Origin of the sequence: Limnohabitans sp. WS1, assembly GCF_003063265.1 — a bacterium.
Taxonomy (GTDB): Bacteria; Pseudomonadota; Gammaproteobacteria; order Burkholderiales; family Burkholderiaceae_C; genus Limnohabitans_A.
Map to the genome: position 1 here is coordinate 52,355 of NZ_NERU01000014.1, position 21,853 is coordinate 74,207.

The 21,853-nt window shown below is 57.3% G+C and carries 23 protein-coding genes; 2 read left to right on the forward strand and 21 right to left on the reverse strand.

Annotated elements, in window-relative coordinates; genetic code table 11:
• Position 1: 1 nt before the first annotated feature.
• The 10 genes from B9Z48_RS15720 to B9Z48_RS15765 all read right to left on the reverse strand — a co-directional run bounded on the left by B9Z48_RS15720 (position 2) and on the right by B9Z48_RS15765 (position 7,087).
• On the reverse strand, positions 2–607 hold the full coding sequence (locus B9Z48_RS15720) for a cysteine hydrolase family protein (protein WP_108379645.1): 606 nt from the start codon (positions 605–607) through the stop codon (positions 2–4).
• Between the two features lie 50 nt (positions 608–657).
• The gene (locus tag B9Z48_RS15725; RefSeq protein WP_255419495.1) at positions 658–1,026 is read right to left on the reverse strand and encodes an N-acetyltransferase; all 369 of its coding nucleotides are present in this window, start codon (positions 1,024–1,026) and stop codon (positions 658–660) included.
• A 34-nt stretch (positions 1,027–1,060) separates the two neighbouring features.
• Positions 1,061–1,885 (reverse strand): DUF429 domain-containing protein, encoded by an 825-nt coding sequence (locus B9Z48_RS15730; protein WP_108379649.1) that lies wholly within the window; start codon positions 1,883–1,885, stop codon positions 1,061–1,063.
• Between the two features lies 1 nt (position 1,886).
• A complete protein-coding gene (locus B9Z48_RS15735; protein ID WP_108379651.1) occupies positions 1,887–2,765 on the reverse strand; it encodes a DMT family transporter in 879 nt (292 codons plus the stop codon).
• 44 nt (positions 2,766–2,809) lie between these two features.
• Entirely contained in the window at positions 2,810–3,232 is a 423-nt protein-coding gene (locus B9Z48_RS15740; RefSeq protein ID WP_089959789.1) for a BLUF domain-containing protein, read from the reverse strand.
• A 2-nt stretch (positions 3,233–3,234) separates the two neighbouring features.
• The gene (gene folE / locus B9Z48_RS15745) at positions 3,235–3,963 is read right to left on the reverse strand and encodes a GTP cyclohydrolase I (protein ID WP_089959793.1); all 729 of its coding nucleotides are present in this window, start codon (positions 3,961–3,963) and stop codon (positions 3,235–3,237) included.
• Positions 3,964–4,032: 69 nt separating this feature from the next.
• The gene (gene clsB / locus B9Z48_RS15750; RefSeq protein ID WP_089959796.1) at positions 4,033–5,259 is read right to left on the reverse strand and encodes a cardiolipin synthase ClsB; all 1,227 of its coding nucleotides are present in this window, start codon (positions 5,257–5,259) and stop codon (positions 4,033–4,035) included.
• 2 nt (positions 5,260–5,261) lie between these two features.
• Entirely contained in the window at positions 5,262–6,017 is a 756-nt protein-coding gene (locus B9Z48_RS15755) for an endonuclease/exonuclease/phosphatase family protein (protein WP_089959801.1), read from the reverse strand.
• On the reverse strand, positions 6,014–6,487 hold the full coding sequence (gene nudB, locus B9Z48_RS15760) for a dihydroneopterin triphosphate diphosphatase (RefSeq protein ID WP_089959806.1): 474 nt from the start codon (positions 6,485–6,487) through the stop codon (positions 6,014–6,016). Before nudB ends, B9Z48_RS15755 begins: the two co-directional genes overlap by 4 nt.
• Positions 6,488–6,712: 225 nt before the next feature.
• A complete protein-coding gene (locus B9Z48_RS15765) occupies positions 6,713–7,087 on the reverse strand; it encodes a response regulator (RefSeq protein WP_158273294.1) in 375 nt (124 codons plus the stop codon).
• A gap of 228 nt (positions 7,088–7,315) precedes the next feature.
• Between B9Z48_RS15765 and B9Z48_RS15770 the strand changes: the two genes are divergently transcribed.
• Positions 7,316–7,915 carry an ATP-binding cassette domain-containing protein gene (locus tag B9Z48_RS15770; RefSeq protein ID WP_108379655.1) on the forward strand — a complete coding sequence of 200 codons (600 nt, stop codon included), beginning with the start codon at positions 7,316–7,318 and terminating at the stop codon, positions 7,913–7,915.
• A 141-nt stretch (positions 7,916–8,056) separates the two neighbouring features.
• Here the strand turns inward: B9Z48_RS15770 and B9Z48_RS15775 are convergent, their stop codons facing one another.
• Entirely contained in the window at positions 8,057–9,319 is a 1,263-nt protein-coding gene (locus B9Z48_RS15775; protein WP_089959818.1) for a serine hydrolase, read from the reverse strand.
• Positions 9,320–9,566: 247 nt separating this feature from the next.
• A complete protein-coding gene (gene katG, locus B9Z48_RS15780; RefSeq protein WP_089960093.1) occupies positions 9,567–11,726 on the reverse strand; it encodes a catalase/peroxidase HPI in 2,160 nt (719 codons plus the stop codon).
• A gap of 442 nt (positions 11,727–12,168) precedes the next feature.
• On the opposite strand from katG, the gene B9Z48_RS15785 reads away from it, so the two are divergent.
• Positions 12,169–12,627: an RNA-binding protein gene (locus B9Z48_RS15785; RefSeq protein WP_089959821.1), complete on the forward strand. Its 459-nt coding sequence runs from the start codon at positions 12,169–12,171 to the stop codon at positions 12,625–12,627.
• Between the two features lie 219 nt (positions 12,628–12,846).
• Here the strand turns inward: B9Z48_RS15785 and aspS are convergent, their stop codons facing one another.
• The 9 genes from aspS to B9Z48_RS15830 form a co-directional block, all read right to left on the reverse strand.
• A complete protein-coding gene (aspS, locus tag B9Z48_RS15790; protein ID WP_108379657.1) occupies positions 12,847–14,661 on the reverse strand; it encodes an aspartate--tRNA ligase in 1,815 nt (604 codons plus the stop codon).
• A gap of 49 nt (positions 14,662–14,710) precedes the next feature.
• Complete coding sequence (locus tag B9Z48_RS15795; RefSeq protein ID WP_108379745.1) at positions 14,711–15,382, reverse strand: DUF502 domain-containing protein; 672 nt, start codon at positions 15,380–15,382, stop codon at positions 14,711–14,713.
• A 35-nt stretch (positions 15,383–15,417) separates the two neighbouring features.
• Positions 15,418–15,747 carry an FmdB family zinc ribbon protein gene (locus B9Z48_RS15800; RefSeq protein WP_089959827.1) on the reverse strand — a complete coding sequence of 110 codons (330 nt, stop codon included), beginning with the start codon at positions 15,745–15,747 and terminating at the stop codon, positions 15,418–15,420.
• Between the two features lie 175 nt (positions 15,748–15,922).
• On the reverse strand, positions 15,923–17,404 hold the full coding sequence (locus tag B9Z48_RS15805; protein WP_108379659.1) for a sodium:solute symporter family protein: 1,482 nt from the start codon (positions 17,402–17,404) through the stop codon (positions 15,923–15,925).
• Between the two features lie 24 nt (positions 17,405–17,428).
• Positions 17,429–19,003, reverse strand: a complete 1,575-nt coding sequence (gene ubiB, locus B9Z48_RS15810; protein WP_089960099.1) for a ubiquinone biosynthesis regulatory protein kinase UbiB — start codon at positions 19,001–19,003, stop codon at positions 17,429–17,431.
• Positions 19,003–19,563 (reverse strand): hypothetical protein, encoded by a 561-nt coding sequence (locus B9Z48_RS15815; protein WP_108379661.1) that lies wholly within the window; start codon positions 19,561–19,563, stop codon positions 19,003–19,005. The genes ubiB and B9Z48_RS15815 overlap by 1 nt, the downstream gene beginning before the upstream one ends.
• A gap of 60 nt (positions 19,564–19,623) precedes the next feature.
• A complete protein-coding gene (locus B9Z48_RS15820; RefSeq protein ID WP_089959836.1) occupies positions 19,624–20,622 on the reverse strand; it encodes a Tim44 domain-containing protein in 999 nt (332 codons plus the stop codon).
• A gap of 35 nt (positions 20,623–20,657) precedes the next feature.
• Entirely contained in the window at positions 20,658–21,389 is a 732-nt protein-coding gene (gene ubiE / locus B9Z48_RS15825; protein ID WP_108379663.1) for a bifunctional demethylmenaquinone methyltransferase/2-methoxy-6-polyprenyl-1,4-benzoquinol methylase UbiE, read from the reverse strand.
• Between the two features lie 10 nt (positions 21,390–21,399).
• The gene (locus B9Z48_RS15830) at positions 21,400–21,819 is read right to left on the reverse strand and encodes a gamma-butyrobetaine hydroxylase-like domain-containing protein (protein ID WP_089959846.1); all 420 of its coding nucleotides are present in this window, start codon (positions 21,817–21,819) and stop codon (positions 21,400–21,402) included.
• Positions 21,820–21,853: the final 34 nt, after the last annotated feature.

Genomic DNA, 21,853 nt, shown 5'->3' on the forward strand with positions numbered 1-21,853 from the left:
ATCAAGCCAAGCAGCGGTCTGAGGGCTTGTTGGCATCATGCTGTGATCCATCCTCAAACCGAACCGCATCGTGCGCAATCGCCGTGACCCTGGGGCCGAAGCTGGAGATGTGGGTCAGCGTGGCGTTGTGGTGCGCAATGACCTGCTGCGGACTGATGGCCGCATTGCCTGCCGAGGTGTGCGCATCGGACACCAACACCACCGGATAGCCCAGCGCCAAGGCCTTGCGCGTGGTGGTGTCCACACAAAACTCGGTGTGCATGCCGCACACCACCAAGTCCTTAATGCCCAGCGCTTGCAAAGCCTCATGCAAGTCTGTGCGTAAGAAAGCGTCAGGCGTGGTTTTGCGAATGCGCCGATCACCGGCCTGCACCTTCAAGCCTGTCGCCAATTGCCACTCACGGCTGTCGTGCTCCAGATCGCCTGCACTCGACTCGTGCTGAACGAAAAACACCGGAAGGCCCGCAGCGCGAGCCCGCTGCGTGACGGCGTTGATGCGCTCAATGGTGCCGGGACAATCGTGCGCTGCATCAGGGCCTTCGCACAGGCCTTGTTGGACATCAATGACCAGGATGGCGGTGTGAGCGGTTAAATTTTGGGGGTGCATTTTCAATTTCCATAGATGCAGACAGTACTTTCAACTTGATCCCTATTGCCTCACAGGTCCCGATTCACAAGCGCCAGTTCCATGAACAAACTGTGCGCGTTGGCCTCGTAATCTGCGAACGGTGCTGAGAGCTTGAAACCCATGCTCAGGTACAGCTGCTGTGCGGGCATAAATGCGGGATGTGTCCCTGTTTCCAAGCTCAATTTTCGATCGCCGCGCTGCATCGCCGTTTCCACCACTCGAATAAGCAAAGCACGACCAGCGCCACGGCCACGGTGTTTGTCGGCTGTGCGCATGGTGATGTGGCTGTCTCTGGCTTGGACGGATGAAACGGAGCATCGTGGCTGTTTGGCCAACAGCCAACCGGCAGCGGCTCCAGTGACCCATGACTTGATCCATGACGTGACCCATGATGTCACAATAAAATAATACCAAAGATAACAATTAAACCTCTCACGCCGTCACGATCCACCCCTCCAGCGGATCACACGGCGGCAAGCCGTATTGCGGATGCCCCGCCTCGTGCTGTTGCTGCGCCCAGGCCGCTTGCATCAGGCACAAGGTGGCGTCGAGGGCATCGCCGCTGGCGTCGTCGGCGAGACGCCCCAGCAGCGCGTTGCTGGCCACCAGGCGCAGACCCAAGCGGGTCTGGCCGCGCTCCAGCGCACTCAAGAGTTCGCGCCGGGCCAGCAGGCGCTCGGGGGTTTGTTTGGCTTTGTCGTCGCTTTTGTAGCTCTGGTTGCACAGCACCTCACGCGCCAGCAAGCCGGGGTAGGCCTCCAACGCCACACGGCGCACGTCGCCTGCATGCAGGCCGGGCAGGTGGACACCCGCTTGGCGCAGCAGGGGCACGCCTGCGTGCAGCATGTAGGCCACGGGGGGGTTGACCCATTTCATGGAGGGGCTGGAACCCGCAGGCAGGTCGGCAGCGCGGTGGGCAAACTTGCCGCCTACGGGGCGGGCGTTGCAAAACGCAGCAAACTGCTCGCGGATGTCGCTGCGTTCCAAGGCGCAGTAATGGTCCATGCAGGCGGCCCAGTCGGTGGACCAGCCCAGCTTTTCGACCAATTCACGCGGCAGTCCAAAGGGCAAGTCAAAACCACCCACCCAGTCGGCGGGCTGCGCGAGCCAGTCGCCAAACGCGGCCAGCGTTTCAAAGGTTTGCAGGGCTTGCAGCTGCACCCTGCCCTGCCGGGCCTGGCCCAGCGCCAGCACGATGGGTTTGCGTTTGCTGGGGCTGCTGGAGAAGTCGCAGCCGATCAGTGTTGTTGGGTTCATCTCACCACCCCAAAGCCATCACGCCTGCGGCAATCAGCACGGCCCCGGCAATGCGCGGCCCCCGGTCTTTTTCGCCCAGCAAATGGCCGCCCAGCAAGGCGGCAAACAGCATGGACACTTCACGCGCCGGGGCCACATGTGATAGCGGAGCCACCTGTAGGGCGTACAGCACCAGCACATACGACACAGGGCTGAAGATGCCGACGATCAAGGCGTAGCGCCGCTGCTGCAACCACAGCGCCCACACGGCTGGGCGGTCGCGCAGCAAAGTGGGCGTCAAAAAAACCAGCCGCACCAGATTGCCAAAGTAGTCCACCAAAACGGGCGACATCAGCGCCACCTTGACGGCGTAGCCATCGACCATGGTGTAGCTGGCAATGAACAAGCCGGTGATGCCGCCATAAACAATGCCGGTGCGCACACGCGCTTTCTTCTCAGGGTCTTGCGCGGCCTGCCAAAGGCCCGGGCCGCCCGCAATCAAAAACACGCCGCCCACCACCCCCAAGATGCCGAAGAGGCCCAGCGAAGTAATTTGCTCGCCCAGGAAGAAAATCGCCACCATGGACGACAGCAGCGGCCCCGAGCCCCTGGCCAGCGGGTAGACCACCGTCAGGTCGGCCTTTCGGTAGCCGCGCAACAAGACAATGAAGTAAAAGATGTGCAGCAAGGCACTGGCCAGCACCAGGCTCCACTCCAACAGACCCCAAGCGGGCACTTGTTGCCAGCCCATCCACAGGCCCACGGGGGCCCAAAACAGCATCAAAACCACCGAGGTGAAGGCCACAAAGCGCACGTCGCCTCCAGCCTTTTTGGCGGCGATGTTCCAGCTGGCATGGATGAGTCCGGCCAGAACAACCAGGGCAAGTGCACTCAGGGGCATGGGCGTGAAAAAGCCCCTTGCGGGGCTTGGGGTGAAGGGGCGTTTTAAGCCCGGCCGATGATGGAGGCCGTGGCCATCAGCTCTTCAAGCAAAGCCAATGAGACTTTACCCGAGACGTTGTAAGGGTCCAGCTCGGCTCGCTCGGAGTACTTGAGCAAGATGTTCGTGTTCACGCGCGAGGCATCGACCTGACCCATGGTCCAGCCACCAAAGCGGCGTTCAGAAATTTCTTCGTAATGCAGCAGCACCACATCTTTGTGTCGGGCATCTCTTTGGATGTGGCCGTACAACTCGCTCACTGCGGTACGACCGCCTTCAATGGCTTGCAAGAAAATGCCGCCGCCGTAACAAAGAATGCCGGTGATGCCACTGGTCGGGTTGAACTGGCGCGACTGAGCCAGAATGGATTCGATGGTCTCGGGGCGAGTATCCACCGCACGGCTGGCGTAAAGCAGGCGTACCAACATGGTCAGTTCTTTCCAGGAATCAATGACAGAAATTCACGGCGCAGATTCGGGTCCTTGAGGAACGCCCCGCGCATGACCGAATTGATCATCTTGCTGTCCATGTCTTTGACGCCACGCCATCCCATGCAATAGTGGCTGGCCTCCATGACGATGGCCAAGCCATCAGGCTGGGTTTTGCGTTGAATCAGGTCGGCCAGTTGCACCACGGCCTCTTCCTGGATCTGGGGGCGGCCCATGATCCATTCGGCCAGGCGAGCGTACTTGGACAGACCGATCACATTGGTGTGTTCGTTGGGCAGCACACCAATCCAGATCTTGCCGATCACTGGGCAAAAGTGGTGGCTGCAGGCGCTGCGCACGGTGATGGGGCCGACGATCATCAGCTCGTTGAGGTGCTCGGCGTTGGGGAATTCGGTGATCTCGGGGCCTTCGACATAGCGGCCCTTGAACACTTCCTTGAGGTACATCTTGGCCACACGTCGGGCAGTATCGCCCGTGTTGTGGTCGTTCACGGTGTCGATCACTAGGCTGTCGAGCACGCCCGCCATCTTGCTGGTGACTTCGTCGAGCAGCTTGTCCAACTCGCCGGGCTGAATGAACTCGGCAATGTTGTCGTTGGCATGGAAACGCTTGCGGGCGGCGTGGATGCGCTCTCGGATTTTTACGGAAACAGGTACGCCTTCGTCTTCGGGCGTGGGAGCAGAAGCAATCATGGCGTCTGGGGAATTCATTAACATGTTGAAGATACTACCAGCGAATGATCGACGCACAGCCATCAGGGACATCTGAAAAGGCTGCCATCAATAACGATAGCCTGTTAAAAAAAGTGCCAAGCGCATCAAGCCAAATGCGATGCGGTCGCGCACACGTTGGTGCCATTGCCGCTGGCTGTAAACCCCCATTTCCACAAGCGTGCTTTGCGTGTCAATCACATGGCACAAACGACGATGCAAGCCTTGCGCAAATTCCCGGTCAGCCACCACCACATTGGCCTCCCGAGCAAGCAATAGGCTCAAAGGGTCCAGGTTCGAGGACCCCACTGTGGCCCAAGGCCGGTCATTGTCGGGATCGACCACCGCCACTTTGGCATGTAAAAAACTCGGCGCGTATTCATGAATTTCAATGCCTGCGGCCAACAAGGCACCATACACGGGCTTGGCGGCATGGTATTGCATGAAATATTCATATCGACCTTGCAACAACAAGCGCACCCGCACTCCACGCTGGGCCGCGTGCACCAGCGCTTGGCGCAATCGGCGACCTGGCAAAAAATAAGCACTGGCAATCAGAACATCATGACGCGCCGAGCCAATCGCCTTCAAGTACGCTCGCTCAATTTGCCCTCTGTGCAACAAGTTATCCCGCAGTAAAAGACCTGCTCTTCCCTTGGCAAAACCATCCTTGGGGTGAAGCGCGTTGCGCTGCCAAGGCAAGGTCAGGCCTGCTGTTTTGAACAAACGGATGGCTTGGGGAATCTGGTGCCTGCGCACGCTCTCGACGCTTTGTAAGCGCAGCCTGAGTTGGGACATGGCTTCCTCGATGTGTGACACCAAATCACCCTGCACACCGACAGCGAAGTCCAAGCGCGGCTGACTCAATGGGCCGTGGTGCGGATCATGCCAATCGTCCAAAATATTGATCCCGCCACAAAAAGCCATTTGTCCATCCACCACACAGAGTTTGCGGTGCAAACGACGCCAACGACTGGGGATGAGCAAGCCCAAAGCACCCAAGGGTGAATAAACATGCCATTCAACCCCAGCCACATCGAATCGCTTTCGCCATGGTGCAGGCACATTGGACGTGCCCACACCATCGACCAGCAACCAGACATTGACGCCACGCGCAGCCGCTTTCTCCAATGCCTCTGCCACGATGAGCGCGGCACCATGAAAGTCAAAAATATAGGTTTCCAGCAAAACATGGCTTTGCGCTTGGGCCAAGGCCTGTGCCAATGATTCGAAATACGCCTGACCGCCTTCGATCAAGCGAATTTGATGGCCATCGCTCAACGCGTTGTGCCGCATGCTCAGTCGTTCCAAGCGAATTCCGCCACCAAAGGCAAGTGATCTGACATGCGACGCCAAATGCGCCCCGAAGGCACCATGGCGTGCACAGGCGTGAGCCCTCGGGCATAGACATGGTCCAACTGGTTCAGGGGTAAGCGTGAGGGGTAGGTGGGCGTCGACTGCTCGCGCCACTCCTGAAACCCCGCCAAGGCCATGCGTTGGCCCAGCCCCCGCCCCCAATCATTGAAATCCCCCGCGACCAAAACAGGTTCGTGTGAGGGAATTTCCTTCTCAATGTGAGAGAGCAATTGCTGGACCTGACGCACCCGACTGGAGGGAATCAAACCCAAGTGAACCACCAACACATGCACCAAACGGTCCACAACTTGCACTTGGGTGTGCAGCAGCCCACGTTGCTCAAAACGATGATCTGACATGTCACGGTGCTGGTGCGTCAAGACGGGCCAGCGCGACAACAGGGCATTGCCATGCTCGCCGTGACGGGTGATGGCATTGGTGTGATAAATGGCCTCATAACCCTCTGGGGCCAGGAACTCGGCCTGCGACTGTTCAGGCCAGCGACTGAAGTGTGCAGCTTCAAGGCGATGCATGCGCCTGACTTCTTGCAAGCAAACAATGTCGGCATCGAGTTGTTCCACCGCATGTCCAAGGTTGTGGATTTCCAGTCGCCGAGCGGGACCCAAACCTTGCACGCCCTTGTGAATGTTGTAACTGACCACCCTCAAAACCGGGTGTTCATGGCGCTGCGGGGTCAAGGGGCGACCTGCTGCAAAAAACGCGGCAACATCAGGATGGCCTCTGCATTGGAGGCTGAAAAACACTGATCTGCTGCGGCGTGAAGGGGTAACCACTGCGACTCGGTGTGCTCTTGCGGGCTCAACACAATGGGATGATCTTGCGGCACCAACAAGCCAAAAACCCGCTCTGTGTTCCGACTGACATCAGGGTGATAACGCCAACGCCATTCTGGGTAGATGTCATATTGATTTTCAAGTTGCCAATCGTGCAAATGACAACCCGGGCTGTGCGCTTGGATGCCGGTTTCCTCGAATACCTCTCGCACAGCCGTGTCAGCCCAGCTCTCATGGGGGTGGTCTTTGCTGCCGGTCACCGACTGCCATGTGCCCGAATCGGTGCGGCGAATCAACAAAACTTGACCCGCTGGGGTATGGATGACCACCAGCACCGACTGCGGAATTTTGAAGAGTTTTGTCGTATCGCCCATGGCGACATTCTAGGGTGACACGCACAACCCTTGAGCAGCATCCAACTCACAAGAACACTGAATTCTTGACCCAAATCATGTGGCGGCCATCCAAGCCCGAAATTTGTGCTCTCGGCTCAGAACTGAAAAAACAATGGCCCGTTTTTGCTGTTTGTAGGGTGCCTTGACATGACATGTCAAAGACCAAGTTCTGAAAATCAGATGGGCTTGGGAGTGGGACGCAAGTCAAAGCCGATCAGAAAAAGCACTTTGACTTTTTTCAGGCAACAAATGGGCAAGCAATGATTTTTGAAGTGGTTTAGACAACACCTCCTGCATGCCTGCCAATTTGGCTTGCTCAACGGTGTGGGCATTCAAATCAGCGGTTAAAGCCACCATGGTCACAAACGCTTGAGGCCCAGGCAATGCCCGAATGAGTCGGGCACAGGTCAAACCATCCATGAGCGGCATATGGATGTCCATCAAGACCAAATCAATGCCCCCCAACTTGGCCAACTCCAAAGCCTGAACACCATCCTCGGCATAACTGACACGATGTCCCATGCTTTGCAGCAAAACACCCACCACCTTGCGGCTGAGTTCTTGGTCTTCTGCTACCAAAACATGGCAACCGTGTGGCTGAGGCGAATGTGCCGATGCAGATGGGGCTGTGTCTGAAAAAAATTCGTCAGTGGTCTTTGAATGGACGGAAAACCGCTCCGCTATTTTTTTTAATAAAGCGATCATTGTGGGCAGATAAATACATGAATGTAATTTTTAAATGAACTTTAAACCCTTTCACCCAAGCACTCCAACATCTTGTGCTGACAAGCTTGCTAGGATGACGGCATGCTGACCCCATCACTTTCACCATTTGTCATTGAGGTGCACCAACTCCAAGGTGGCCCAGCCCATCAAGACCTTTTTAATGACCTCCATCACGGCTGGCCGCCTGGCGTGAACTGGATTTACGGAGAAGAAGGCTGTGGAAAAACCACGCTGTTGAGGCTTTTGGCGGGTGATTTGAGTCTCTTTTCAGGCGAAATCCGCAGGCCTTCGGGGGGTGTTTTCTGGGTCAACTTGCAAACACCTGAATTCGACGAAGCCACCGTTCAAGAATGCTTGGACAAGCTAAGTCCCCTGTACCCAGGCTGGGACAAGTCACTGTTGGAAAGTTTGACCGACGAGTTGTCCATGCGTGCACACCTGAACAAACGTCTGAACATGTTGTCAACCGGCAGCCGACGCAAAGTCGGATTGCTCGCCGCCCTGGCTTGCGGTGCCGATGTGACACTTTTGGATCAGCCCTTTGTCTCTTTGGACACCGCGTCCATCCGGATCATCAAATCCTTTTTGAACGAAGCGAGTGATCATCCCAGTCGGGCTTGGCTGGTGGCTGACTACGAAGTGCCCAGCGATATCCCTTTGGCATCCGTTCTTGGGCTTTGATGCAGTCCTGCCGACAAAATACTGAAATTGCGCCAATCAAAGCGCTTTTTGCCCATCCCTCTTTCATCAAACCAAAAGCCATGATGGGGGTCACTCGTCCACTGCCATGACCCCCTTCGTACTGCTGCCGGAAGGCGGACATCACTTTACCAGTGCGCCGTACACCAAATCCTGCATCTGTTCTCTGTAGTACTTGCGCAAGTCACCAGGAGCTGCAGTGCCAAACGCCACCACCAACTGTGCCTTGGGGTCGGCAAAAAAGCCCGTGCCATTGGCGCCATTCCATGAATATTCGCCAGGGTTGCCAGGCACAGCGGCCAAGCCAGGCTCCATTCTCACAGCCACGCCGAGTCCAAAGCCATATCCAGCGCGATGCGGCTCCACATTGGCCACGCGGTTTTGAATGCCTGGGCCCAGATGATTGCTGGTCATCCATTGCACAAAGGCAGGACTCAAAATTTGTTTACCCTCCAAACTGCCACCGTTGAGCAACATTTGACCGAAACGCACGTAATCGCCCATGGTGCCAAATGCACATGCACCTCCGCAGTCAAAGGTGGCGGGCTTGTTGATCAGTGCAATGGCCTGGGGTTTGCCATCCAATGGGTTTTGTGGAAAGGGTTGCGCCACTTTGGCACGCTGCGCATCGCTTAACTTGAAGGTGGTGTTCTCCATTTTCAAAGGTTTCCAAACAGTTTCGCTCAAGTGGTCACCCAGCGATTTTCCTGCTACTTTTTCGACCACTGCACCCAGCACATCCACAGACAAGCTGTACTCAAAAACCGTTCCTGGTTGGTAAACCAGCGGCAGTTTGGTCAGCGCCTCTGCAAACTCCTTGGAAGTGCCCATATAAGAAGCGGCACCACCACTGGGCCATAACGCCGCAATGGGACTGCCGCCATCGGGACGCCCACCATATGTGATGCCCGAAGTGTGACGAAACAGGTCATGAATCAAAATGGGACGTTTTTGAGGTTCCAAAGTGAACTTACCATCTGCCGTGGGCACCCCCACTTGCATGGCTTGATAACCTGGGAAGTAGTCTGATAACTTGCTTTGCAATGGGAGTCGGGCCTGCTCAGTCAGGGCCAGAGCTCCGACAGAAGCCATGGGCTTGGTCATGGAAGCGAGTTGAAAAATCGTGTCGGTGGTGGCAGAAATACCCTTGGCCTTGTCTGCATGTCCAAACGCTTTGAAATAAACCAGTTTGCCTTGTCGGGCAATGGCCACCACAGCACCGGGCACCCGCTGACGCGCCATCTCATCCTCTAAAAAGCGGTCAATATTGCGCAATCGCTCAGTTGACATGCCGACACTCTCGGGTGAAGCCACTGGCAGGGGTTGAGCCTGCACAAATGATGCACAAGCAAGCGTCAGCGCTCCCAAATAAACGACTTTCAACATGGCATTCTCCTTGGATGGATCAAAAATGTCTGGTGATACTCCAGCACCGAAAAACTTTAGCACCCCCATTTCACTGCATGTGAGCCAAAGGCGTCACCACGCAAACACATCCAAGGGTCTGATTTATCAACACCACCGCGATCCAGCAATGCCGCTGAACCGAAAACTGTGCACTTTGCACAACTCAACCGATCCAGCAAGTCATTTCAGCCGACATGCTTGGATGCAGACCAACCGTTTGGCGTCTTCAAAAACGATCAGCGTTCATCACCAGGGTCCACGCGGTCACAAAGTCACGCGCCAACTTCTCGCGGCTGTCGTCTTGGGCATAGACCTCGGCATAGGCCCGCAGCACCGAATTGGAGCCGAACACCAGGTCCACCCGACTGGCCGTCCACTTGGTTTGGCCTGTTTTGCGGTCACAAATGTCATAAGAGTTGCGGCCCGTGGGCTTCCACTGGTAGACCATGTCGGTCAAGACCACAAAAAAGTCGTTGCTCAAGACCCCCACCCGATCGGTGAACACGCCGTGCTGGCTGCCACCGTGGTTGGTGCCCAGCACGCGCATGCCGCCGATCAGCGCCGTCATCTGGTGCGCGGTCAGGCCCATGAGTTGGGCTCGGTCGAGCAACAACTCTTCGGGGCTCACGGCGTAGTGCTGTTTGACCCAATTGCGGAAGCCATCGTGGATCGGTTCGAGCACCGCGAACGACTCGACATCGGTCATGGCCTCGCTGGCGTCGCCACGCCCCGGCTGGAAGGGCACCGGAATGTCAAAGCCCGCCGCTTTGATGGCCTGCTCCACACCCACATTGCCAGCCAGCACAATCACATCGGCCACACTGACGCCGCTGTCCTTGCCAATGCCTTCAAGCACGCCCAACACCTTGGCCAGACGGGCAGGTTCATTGCCTGCCCAGTCCTTTTGCGGGGCCAGGCGAATGCGTGCGCCGTTGGCACCGCCGCGCTTGTCGGAGTGGCGGAAGGTGCGGGCACTGTCCCAGGCAGTGGTCACCATCTCGCTCACGCTCAAGCCACTGGCCGCGATCTTGGCTTTGACCGCTGACACGTCGTAGTTGGCTTGGCCTACAGGCACCGGGTCTTGCCAAATCAGGTCTTCTTGCGGCACTTCGGGGCCAATGTATCGGGCTTTGGGGCCCAGATCACGGTGCGTCAGCTTGAACCAGGCGCGGGCAAAAACCTTGGAGAAATACTCGGGGTCTTTGTGAAAGCGCTCTGAAATCACGCGGTAGGCCGGGTCCATCTTCATGGCCATGTCGGCGTCGGTCATCATGGGTTGCAGGCGAATCGACGGGTCTTCCACATCGACTGGCATGTCTTCTGGCTGGATGTCGATGGGCTGCCACTGGTGCGCACCAGCGGGGCTCTTGGTCAGCTCCCACTCGTAGTTGAGCAACAAATGGAAGTAGCCGTTGTCCCACTGCGTGGGGTGGGTGGTCCAGGCTCCTTCGATGCCGCTGGTCACGGTGTCACGACCCACACTGCGTGTGCTGTGATTCATCCAGCCCAGGCCCTGTTCGTTCACATCGGCACCTTCTGGAGCGGGGCCCAGGTTTTGCGCCTTGCCGTTGCCATGTGCTTTGCCCACGGTGTGACCGCCTGCGGTCAGGGCCACGGTTTCTTCGTCGTCCATGGCCATGCGGGCAAAGGTCAGGCGCACGTCTTGCGCCGTTTTCAAGGGATCGGGCTGGCCGTTGACGCCTTCGGGGTTCACATAGATCAAACCCATTTGCACGGCGGCCAAGGGGTTTTCCAGAGATTGACGGTCACCGCCGTCGTAGCGTTCCGAACCCAACCATTCTTTTTCTGCGCCCCAATAAATGTCTTGCTCGGGGTGCCAAATGTCTTCGCGGCCAAAAGCAAATCCATAGGTCTTGAGGCCCATCGATTCATAAGCCACGTTGCCCGCCAGCACGATCAAGTCGGCCCAGCTGATGCGGTTGCCGTATTTCTTTTTGATCGGCCAGAGCAGGCGACGCGCCTTGTCGAGGTTGGCGTTGTCGGGCCAAGAATTGAGCGGCGCAAAGCGCTGGTTACCCGTGCCCGCACCGCCCCGGCCGTCGGCAATGCGGTAAGTGCCCGCGGCATGCCAGGCCATGCGGATCATCAAACCGCCGTAATGCCCCCAATCGGCAGGCCACCAGTCTTGGCTGTCGGTCATGAGCGCCGTCAGGTCTTTTTTGAGCGCAGGCACATCCAACTTTTTGACTTCTTCGCGGTAGTTGAAATCGGCCCCCATGGGGTTGGTCTTGGTGTCATGCTGGTGCAGGATGTCCAGATTCAACGCCTTGGGCCACCACGCCTTGGCGGCGTTGGCGGAACTGGCATGGGTATTGGCACCGTGCATGACGGGGCATTGGCCTGCGGTGGTGGAAGTGGGGTTCATGGTGCATCCTTCGTGGTGGGTATCTCGAGGTTCGGTGTTTGCAAATACGGTCTTGTGGAAACCGCTGCAGAAAGAAAAAACTTTCACATCCGAGATCTCAGTTTACGCATGCCGTGACGACTGAATCAGCGATTTATTCAATGACCGCGATAGCCACGGCCTGCTTGCGTTATCCAAGCCACACAACGTGGCGCATGCTCGAATAAACCTTTTGCACTGACTCCAATGACGCGGAAACACCTTCGATCAACGAGGTCAAATGCACAACAAGTGAAGTTATTGACCCCTTTTCTACGCTATGCCCCATAATGCATGCGTGTACGTCATAAAAAACGGCACAAGTCAGGTGATCGGTCAGTTTCGCGCGCTACGGCGGCAGTTCTCAGTTTGTTGTGCTTTCGGGACCCCATCGCTTTGTTTTATGTATTTCTGAGGAGTCCCCATGGGCAATAAACTTTACGTCGGCAACTTGCCGTACACCGTTCGCGACGAAGACCTGCAACAGGCCTTCGGCGAATTCGGCGCCATCACCAGCGCCAAAGTCATGATGGAACGCGACACAGGTCGTTCCAAAGGTTTCGGCTTTGTCGAAATGGGCAGCGATGCCGAAGCACAAGCTGCCATCGCTGGCATGAACGGTCAATCTTTGGGTGGCCGCAGCATCACCGTGAACGAAGCCCGTCCGATGGAGGCACGTCCTCCCCGTACAGGCGGCTTCGGTGGTGGTGGCGGTTACGGCGGTGGCGGTGATCGCTCCGGCGGTGGCGGCTACGGTGGCGGTGGCCGCTCTGGCGGTGGTGGCTACGGCGGTGGCGATCGCTCCGGTGGTGGCGGCTACGGCGGTGGTGGTGATCGTTCCGGTGGCGGTGGTTACGGTGGCGGCGGTCGCGGCGGCTACTAAGCCCTCCCTTTTCGCTCGTGGCAGACGTTCTGCTGCGTAACTTCTGAACCAGTCAACACTGGGATACAGATGTCAAAGGCTTCAAGACTTCGGTTTTGAAGCCTTTTTACTGGGTCGGTGCCAAAACCACTTTCATCCCACGAACTTGCAAAAAAAACGCCACATCTGTGGCGTTTTTTTCAAAACCACATCAACGAAGATGTGGCACTGATCAAGTCATCAAGCTGACTTGACGGCATCCAAGTTACGCAAGCGAATGTGCAGTTCTCGCAACTGTTTCTCGTCGACCGGGCTTGGTGCCTGGGTCAGCAAACACTGAGCACGTTGGGTCTTGGGGAAGGCGATCACGTCGCGGATGGATTCAGCACCGGTCATGAGCGTGACGATGCGGTCCAAACCGAAAGCCAGGCCACCGTGTGGAGGTGCACCGTATTGCAGCGCGTCGAGCAAGAAGCCGAACTTGATCTGGGCTTCTTCGGGTGTGATCTTCAAGGCGTCAAACACCTTTTGCTGCACATCGGCACGGTGAATACGCACTGAGCCGCCGCCCATTTCCCAGCCGTTCAAGACCATGTCATAGCCCTTGGAGATGCACTTCTCTGGCGCGGTGACCATCCAGTCTTCGTGACCGTCTTTGGGCGCGGTGAAGGGGTGGTGCACAGCGGTGTAGCGCTGGTTTTCGTCGTCGTACTCGAACATCGGGAAGTCGACCACCCACATCGGGGCCCAACGGTCTTCAAACAGACCATTGGCTTTGCCAAATGCGCTGTGACCGATCTTGATGCGCAGGGCACCAATGGCATCATTGACGATTTTTTCTTTGTCAGCACCGAAGAAAATCAGGTCGCCGTTTTGAGCACCCGAGCGCTCCAGCACAGCCGTCAATGCAGCGTCGTGGATGTTTTTAACGATGGGTGACTGCAAACCTTCGCGGCCCTTGGACAGGTCGTTGACGCGGATGTAGGCAAGACCCTTCGCACCGTAAATCTTGACAAACTCGGTGTACGCGTCGATTTCGCCACGGCTGATGCCACCGCCTTCGACCGAACCATTGGGCACACGCAGGGCGACCACACGGCCGCCTTTCATGTTGGCAGCACCGGAGAACACCTTGAAGTCCACGTCACCCATGACGTCGGTCACTTCGGTGAACTGCAGCTTCACGCGCAGATCCGGCTTGTCGGAGCCATAAATGTGCATCGCGTCCTGGTAGGTCATGACCGGGAACTCGCCCAGGTCCACGCCAATGGTTTTGAGGAACACGCGTTTGATCATGCCCTGGAACATGTCGCGAATTTCTTCTTCGGTCAGGAAGGAGGTTTCGATATCGATCTGAGTGAATTCGGGCTGACGGTCAGCACGCAAGTCTTCGTCACGGAAGCACTTGGTGATTTGGTAGTAACGGTCATAGCCCGCCACCATCAAGAGTTGCTTGAAGAGCTGAGGCGACTGGGGCAAAGCGAAAAACTGACCATCGTGCACGCGGCTGGGCACCAGGTAGTCGCGGGCACCTTCGGGCGTGCTCTTGGTGAGCATGGGGGTTTCAATATCAACAAACCCGTTTTCATCCAGGTACTTGCGCACTTCCATGGCCACTTTGTAGCGCAACATCAGGTTGTTTTGCATGTAGGGACGGCGCAAGTCCAGCACACGGTGTGTGAGGCGAGTCGTTTCAGACAGGTTTTCTTCGTCAATCTGGAAAGGAGGTGTGACGGAGGCGTTGAGCACGATCAGTTCGTGGCACAACACCTCGATCTTGCCGCTCTTCATGTTGTCATTGGTCGTGCCATCAGGACGGGCACGCACCACGCCTTTGATTTGTACGCAGTACTCGTTGCGCACGTCTTCGGCCACTTTGAACATGTCGGGGCGGTCCGGGTCGCAAACCACTTGCACATAGCCTTCGCGGTCGCGCAGGTCGATGAAGATCACGCCACCGTGGTCACGGCGACGGTTGACCCAGCCGCACAGGCTCACGGATTCGCCCGTCAGGGCTTCGGTCACCAGACCGCAGTAGTGGGAACGCATGGACATGTTGTTGGACTTTCAGGATACGCAGGAACAAGATTCAAAAAAAGGCGCGTCAGTCCAGCTTGGGTTGGGCCGGGTCTGACGGAGGCTTGGGGACAGGCGTGCCGGGCACCACCACCCCCATGGAAATGATGTATTTGAGTGCATCGTCAACACTCATGTCGAGCTCAATGACATCGGCTCGGGGCATCATCAGGAAAAAGCCCGAGGTCGGGTTAGGCGTGGTGGGCACATACACACTCACCATGGGTTGACCCAGATGCTTGGCCACTTCCCCCCCAGGGGTTCCGGTCAAAAAGGCAATGGTCCATGAACCCTGACGGGGGTATTGGACCAACAAGGCTTTGGAAAACGCATGGCCACTGCCCGAAAACAAGGTGTCGGCCACCTGCTTGACACTGGTGTAGATGCTGCGCACCACAGGAATGCGGTTCATGAGGCCGTGCCATTTGCGCAGCCACCACTGGCCAAACATATTGGCCACAAAAACGCCCGTGGCAAAAATGAACACGGCCACTATGGCCACACCCAGACCAGGCACACCTCGAAGGTATTCGGCGCTGGCGTGAATGCCAGGAATCAAGGTGTCGGCTGCATGCAAAACGGCCAAGAAAATGGCGTCGAGCAGCCCAAGCAACCACATCAGCACCCACACAGTGATCCCCATGGGCAGCCACACCAGCAAACCGGTGATGAAATACTGTTTGAAGCTGCGGTGTTTCATGGGCAAGGGCAATCGTGGAATCTGACGAAAAAACTTCAATGACAAGCACAAGAGGCTGCGCAGCCAGCCGCGCTGGAAGTTGCTGCCGCCGTACCAGCCTCAGGACTTGCGGCAGGTGCAGAACCCGGTGAGGCATCGGAAGACGGAACAGCTGCTGCTGCAGCAGGCACTGCCGCGGTTCCACCGCCCTTAAAGTCGGTGGCGTACCAACCAGTGCCCTTGAGCTGAAAGCCAGGTGCTGTCAATTGCTTGCTGAATTTGGGTGCACCGCAAACCGGACAATCGGTCAGAGGAGCGTCACTCATTTTTTGCAACACATCCTTGGCATGGCCGCAGGCGTCACATTTGTAAGCATAAATGGGCATATGAAAAGCCTTAAAGGGTAATGCGGGAAAACCTTTAATTATAGGCGCGCAGAGATTTTGCAACCGCCGCCTGTCCTGCAAACCTTAGGGCTGTACATGGACTGCTTGACCCTCTAGGGCATCACTTGCCTCATTGACCCTCAGTGATTGCGCCCTCACCCAAGTCGTCAATCCATCAATGCTTGTCCGAATGCCCACCCATGCTGGCACGATGCAAAGCACTGAGCATTGAATGACCCTGGTTGGGAATGAGGCTCGGCATCAATGAGCCAATGACCATGCCCAAAATCGATGCAAAAAGGCCGAGCAAGTTGGCTGGAACCAAAGTCTCTGTCCCCAGCAAACTCAGAACCAACCAAGTGCCCACCCCCATAACCACCGACATCAAGGCCCCTTGCGTGTTGGCCCTTGGCCAAAATGCACCAGCCACCAAGGGCACAAAGGCCCCGGTCAAAGTGACGTTGTAGGCGTTCTGCACCATTTCGTACATGGTGCTGTTGCTGTTAAGTGCAAACAACAAGGCACAAGCACAGAAGGTGACCAAAATGATCCTCAGCAGCAGCAAGAACTGACGATCACTCATGTGGGGCACAAAGGGCTTGAGCACGTTTTCGGTGAAAGTGGCCGTGGGGGCCAACAAGGCACCGCTGGCGGTGGACAAGATGGCCGAGAGCAAAGCGCCGAAGAACAAAATCTGCGCCCACATGGGCATTTGGCCTAACACCAGATCGGGCAGGATGCGCTGGATGGCGCGCGCGTCCTCTGACTCGAACAAGGCCTTGAGCTCGGGGTGGGCGATCAGGGCCGCATAAGCGATGTACAGCGGAATGAAGGCGATCACAAAATACATCAGACCGCCAATGAGGGTCCCACGCACGGCGGTTTTTTCGTCCTTGGCACTGGTCATGCGCTGGAACACGTCCTGCTGCGGGATGGAGCCAAAAGCAAACGCAAAGAAAGCACCTGCCATGGCCCACCAGGCGGCGGCATCCATGTCGGCAGGGAACATGTCGAACTTCCCGTCAGCGGCCGCTTGTGCCACGACCTTGTCAAAGCCACCCGCATTGCCACCCACCAGGGTGGCCACCAGGATCAGGCCGACCACAATGATCACGGTCTGGAACAAATCGGTGAAGGCCACCGACCACATGCCACCAAAGACGGTGTAGACCAGCACCACGGCTGCGCCCATCATGATGGCGTAATTCAAATCAATCGCCCCGGACGAGAGCACATGGATGACCAAGCCCAGCGCTGTCAGTTGCGCCGAGGTCCAGCCCAGGTATGACAACACAATCGCCACACTGGTCAGCACCTCCACCGACTTGCCGTAGCGCACCTTGTAGAAGTCGCCAATGGTGAGCAGGTTCAGGCGGTAAAACAGCTTGGCAAACAGCAAAGCCGCCAGCACGAGGCAAACCGTGGCCCCAAAGGGATCACCGGGAATACCGTTCAGACCATCTTTGGCAAAGGTGGCCGACACCGACAAGACCGTCTCGGCCCCGAACCAGGTGGCAAACACGGTGGCCACGTTCATGTACAACGGCAAGCTCCGTCCCGCCACCAGGTAATCCTTGGCCCCATGAACCCGGCGAGCAGCCAATAAACCAATGCCAATGGTCACGGCCAAGTAAGCGATCACAAAAGTCAGCAACACCTTCGTACCCTCCAAAATTCAGGCTTAGTAAATCAGTTGCAGGTGCATGCCCACCTGCAAAACGACCAAGGAAACCACAAAGCCCAACCCGGCGTAAATCAGGGTTTGCAGCAATCTGTTGGTTCGTCGCTGCTCAGCCAGCAACTGCTCCATCTGACGCACATCGTTTTGGCGTGGTTGTTTCAAGTACTCGTGCAGCAAGCGTGGCAACTGCGGCAGCAGTTTGGCGTAGTGCGGAGCTTGCGACTTGAGCTCTTCCCATAACTTTTTAGGGCCAATTTGGTCCAGCATCCACTTTTCCAGGAAAGGCTTGGCCGTGCTCCACAGGTCCAGCTCCGGGTCCAGATCGCGCCCCAGGCCTTCGATGTTGAGCAGGGTTTTTTGCAGCAACACCAATTGGGGCTGGATTTCGACCTGAAAGCGGCGCGAAGTCTGGAACAGGCGCATGAGCACCATGCCCAACGAAATCTCTTTGAGCGGACGGTCAAAGTAAGGCTCACACACCGCACGGATGGCCGACTCCAGCTCATCCACCCGCGTCTCCGGCGGGACCCATCCCGATTCAATGTGCAGTTCGGCCACGCGCTTGTAGTCGCGGCGGAAAAACGCGGTGAAGTTTTGCGCCAGGTACTCTTTGTCGTACTCGGTGAGCGTGCCCACGATGCCGAAGTCCAAGGAGATGTAGCGGCCAAAGGTCTCAGGGGCCAGGCTGACCTGGATGTTGCCGGGATGCATGTCGGCATGGAAAAAGCCGTCGCGGAACACTTGTGTGAAAAACAGGGTCACGCCATCGCGGGCCAACTTGGGAATGTCCACACCCGCTTCACGCAGGCGGTCCACCTGGCTGATGGGCACACCGTGCATGCGCTCCATGACGATGACCTCGGGATGACAAAAGTCCCAGATCATCTCGGGGATCAGCACCAGATCGAGGCCTTGCATGTTGCGGCGCAGCTGCGCTGCGTTGGCCGCTTCGCGCACCAGGTCCAGCTCGTCGTGCAGGTATTTGTCAAACTCGGCCACCACCTCGCGGGGCTTGAGTCGTTTGCCGTCGGCGCTCAGGTTTTCCACCCAACCGGCCATCATGCGCATCAGGCTCAGGTCTTTGTCGATGACGGGCAGCATGCCGGGGCGCAAGACCTTCACGGCCACTTCGCGCACTTCACCCGATTTGCCTCGCAAGGTGCCAAAGTGAACCTGAGCAATCGAGGCACTGGCCACGGGCTCGCGCTCAAAAGTTTCAAAGATGTCGTCGACTTTGCGGTTAAAAGCCCGCTCGATCGACGCCACTGCGATTTCCGAGCTGAAGGGGGGCACGCGGTCTTGCAGCTTGGCCAGTTCTTCGGCGATGTCGGGGGCCAGCAAGTCGCGCCGGGTAGACAGCACTTGCCCAAACTTCACAAAGATCGGACCCAGACGCTCGAGCGCCTCGCGCAGGCGCACCGCCCGGGGCGAGCGCAAGTCGCGGCCCACCGAGAGCACACGGGCCAGCAGGCGTATCCAGGGTTTTTGAAAGCTCGAGAGCACCAACTCATCCAGGCCGTAGCGCAGGACGATGAAAACAATGAAGGCGCCGCGCCCGAAACGGCCCCAGCGCATCATGCTGCGCTGCCCGTACGCAACCCGGTACCGGGTCGCTGGGCGACAAAACTGCGCAAAGCGGCCAAAGCCTGACGAGCGACTTGTGCCAAGGTGTGCGCGGGGGCGTCGCCGATCAGGCGAGCCAAGTCCTCTTCGGCATCCCAGCGGACATGGTCAATCAGCCAATTGACTTCAGCAGCCAACTGCACATCGCCTTCAATGCGCACCTTGGGTTTGTCGCCCCGAGCCAAAGCCGAAGCGATGGAGACGGGCGAGTCTTCGGTCACCGTCAGGCGCAGATCGAAGCCTTCAAAATGACCACGCTCAAGCAAACCTGCGGGGGTAGGGCTGAGTTGAAGTTGCATGCGATCCCAAACCAGCTCGATGCGCTGGCCTTTTTGGCGGGCCAGACGGGCCATGGCTTCAGGCTCGTTCATGAGCACATGGTTGAGGAACAAAACAAGGCGGTTGACGCTCTCGTCCACCACCCAGGCTGGGGGCTGGAAGTTGGCTGCGAGCCGGTTGACCATGTCGGGGAGCGCCTGAGCGGCCCATGAAAAAGGGGACTGTGTTCCCATAGTCCCCGATTATTCCCGAAAGTACAGGCCCCGAAGCATCAGGGCTTTGTCGTTCCCGCTTTATTGCAAGGCTTGCACGCCTGCAACCAGCCAACCACCGCCTTGCTTGGATTTGGTCATGTTCCAGACTTCGCGGAATGGGCTAGGACCCGACACTGCGTCTTCACGGATCATGCCGTTGAACTCGACACTGGCCATGTAGGCGTCGGCCTGCTCTTCAATGCCCAAAAGCTGGGCGTCAAGCATGACCACTTCGGTCTTGTTTGGTTGACCTGGGAATTGCGCTTCACGCTCTGCCAATTGGTTGCGTATTTCCAAAACCATGGCATCCGTCATCATGGAGCGCAAAGCACTGATGTCAGAACGATCCCAAGCGTCTTGCAAAGTCACAAAATTGCGTTTCGCAGCGGTGATGAAGCTGTCCACATCAAAACCCGCAGGAATGCCCCAGGTTTGTGTACCACCCAAATTCGAACCGATGCCCGAACCGATCATGGAACCTGTGGATTGCGAGGCAGCAGAGCTGTCAAAACGCGTGTTTTGGGCTTCCCAAGGACGCGCTGAAGCGTCATTGCCAACATTGTGAGGGCTGTATTCCTTGAGGGATGCAGGGTTGTTGGCAGAGCCTCCTGCACCTTGGTAGGCCAGACCATTCGTCTGCGTCGCACCGCCTCGGCGAGCCCGCATGATCATGCCGATCACAGCGATCACTGCCACACCGATCAACAAAGCCATCAAGATGTTGCCAAAGGCCTCACCCATGCCGAGCGAACTGGCCAGCCAGGCCAAGCCCAAACCAGCGGCCAAACCGCCCAACATGGCACCCCATGGTTTCTTCGGTGCAGCAGCAGCTGGTGCGGCAGCAGGTTTGGCCGCATTGGTGGGGGCTGCATTTTGTGCCGGCGCGGCAGGTGTTTGAGGCGCTGCATCGCGCTTGGTGACCTGATTCGATTGCTGCCCAATGGATTTTCCGCCACCCATGCGGCGTGCGGCCTCGGCGTTCAGGCTGCCCAAGGCCATCACGCCCGCGAGCATCAGTGTCATCAACTTTCTGTTCATGGTGTCTCCAACTCAGGAAATTCAATTTTCGGACATCAACATTTGATGCCCATGTGCAAGGCTACCACCCCGGCCGACAAGTTGTGAAAATCAACATGGCCAAATCCGGCATTTTTCATAAGGGTTTTCAGATCCTCTTGGCTGGGGTGCATGCGGATGGATTCTGCCAAATACCGGTAGCTGTCGGCGTCACCCGCCACCAGCTTGCCCAACTGGGGCAAGATCTTGAAGCTGTACCAGTCGTAGGCTTTTTCCAGGGGTTTGGCCACTTTGGAAAACTCCAAAACCAACAATTTACCGCCTGGCTTGAGCACCCGGCACATTTCCTTCAAAGCCACGTCCTTGTGCGTCATGTTGCGCAGGCCAAAGGCGACGCTGACCACATTGAAATGCCCATCCGGAAAAGGCAGTTTTTCGGCATCACACACCAAAGTGGGCAGCACCAGACCGTGGTCAACCAAACGGTCACGCCCGGTGGACAACATGGCTTCGTTGATGTCGGTGTGCACCACGCGGCCCGTGGTCCCCACTTTTTTGGCAAAGGCCATGGACAAGTCGCCCGTGCCGCCTGCGATGTCCAGCACCTGATAGCCTTCTTTGAGGTTGGCCACCTGCACGGTGTAGGCCTTCCACACGCGGTGCAAGCCCATGGACATCAGGTCGTTCATCACGTCGTATTTGGACGCGACCGAGTCGAACACGCCACGCACATGCTTGGCTTTTTCGCTCTCGTCGACGGTTTTGAAACCGAAGTGGGTGCTGCTCATGCCGACTTCCTCAATGCTTGTGACCGCAGCTGCCGCCCGCCGAGGCTTCGACCATGGGCGCGTCGCGGCTCATGCCCGCCGCTTGCAGGCGGTCTTCGTACTGCTTCCAGAGGGCCGCTTCCTGGTCACCCAGAAAGTACAGGTACTCCCAAGTGAACAAACCCGATTCGTGCCCATCGGTGAAGGTGGGTTTCACGGCGTAATTGCCCACAGGCTCGATTTCGGCAATGCCGACCTCGCGCTTGCCGGTTTGCAGCACTTCTTGGCCGGGGCCGTGGCCTTGCACCTCGGCCGAGGGCGAGTACACGCGCATCAGCTCAAACGGGATGCGGAACTGAGCACCGTCGGAAAACCCGATTTCCAATACCCGGGTCTGACCGTGCAAGGTCAGCGACTCGGGGTGGGGCATGTCTTTTTTCAATCCGGCCATGTTTTGCTTTCGAAATTTTGCTGTCGGGTTGCGT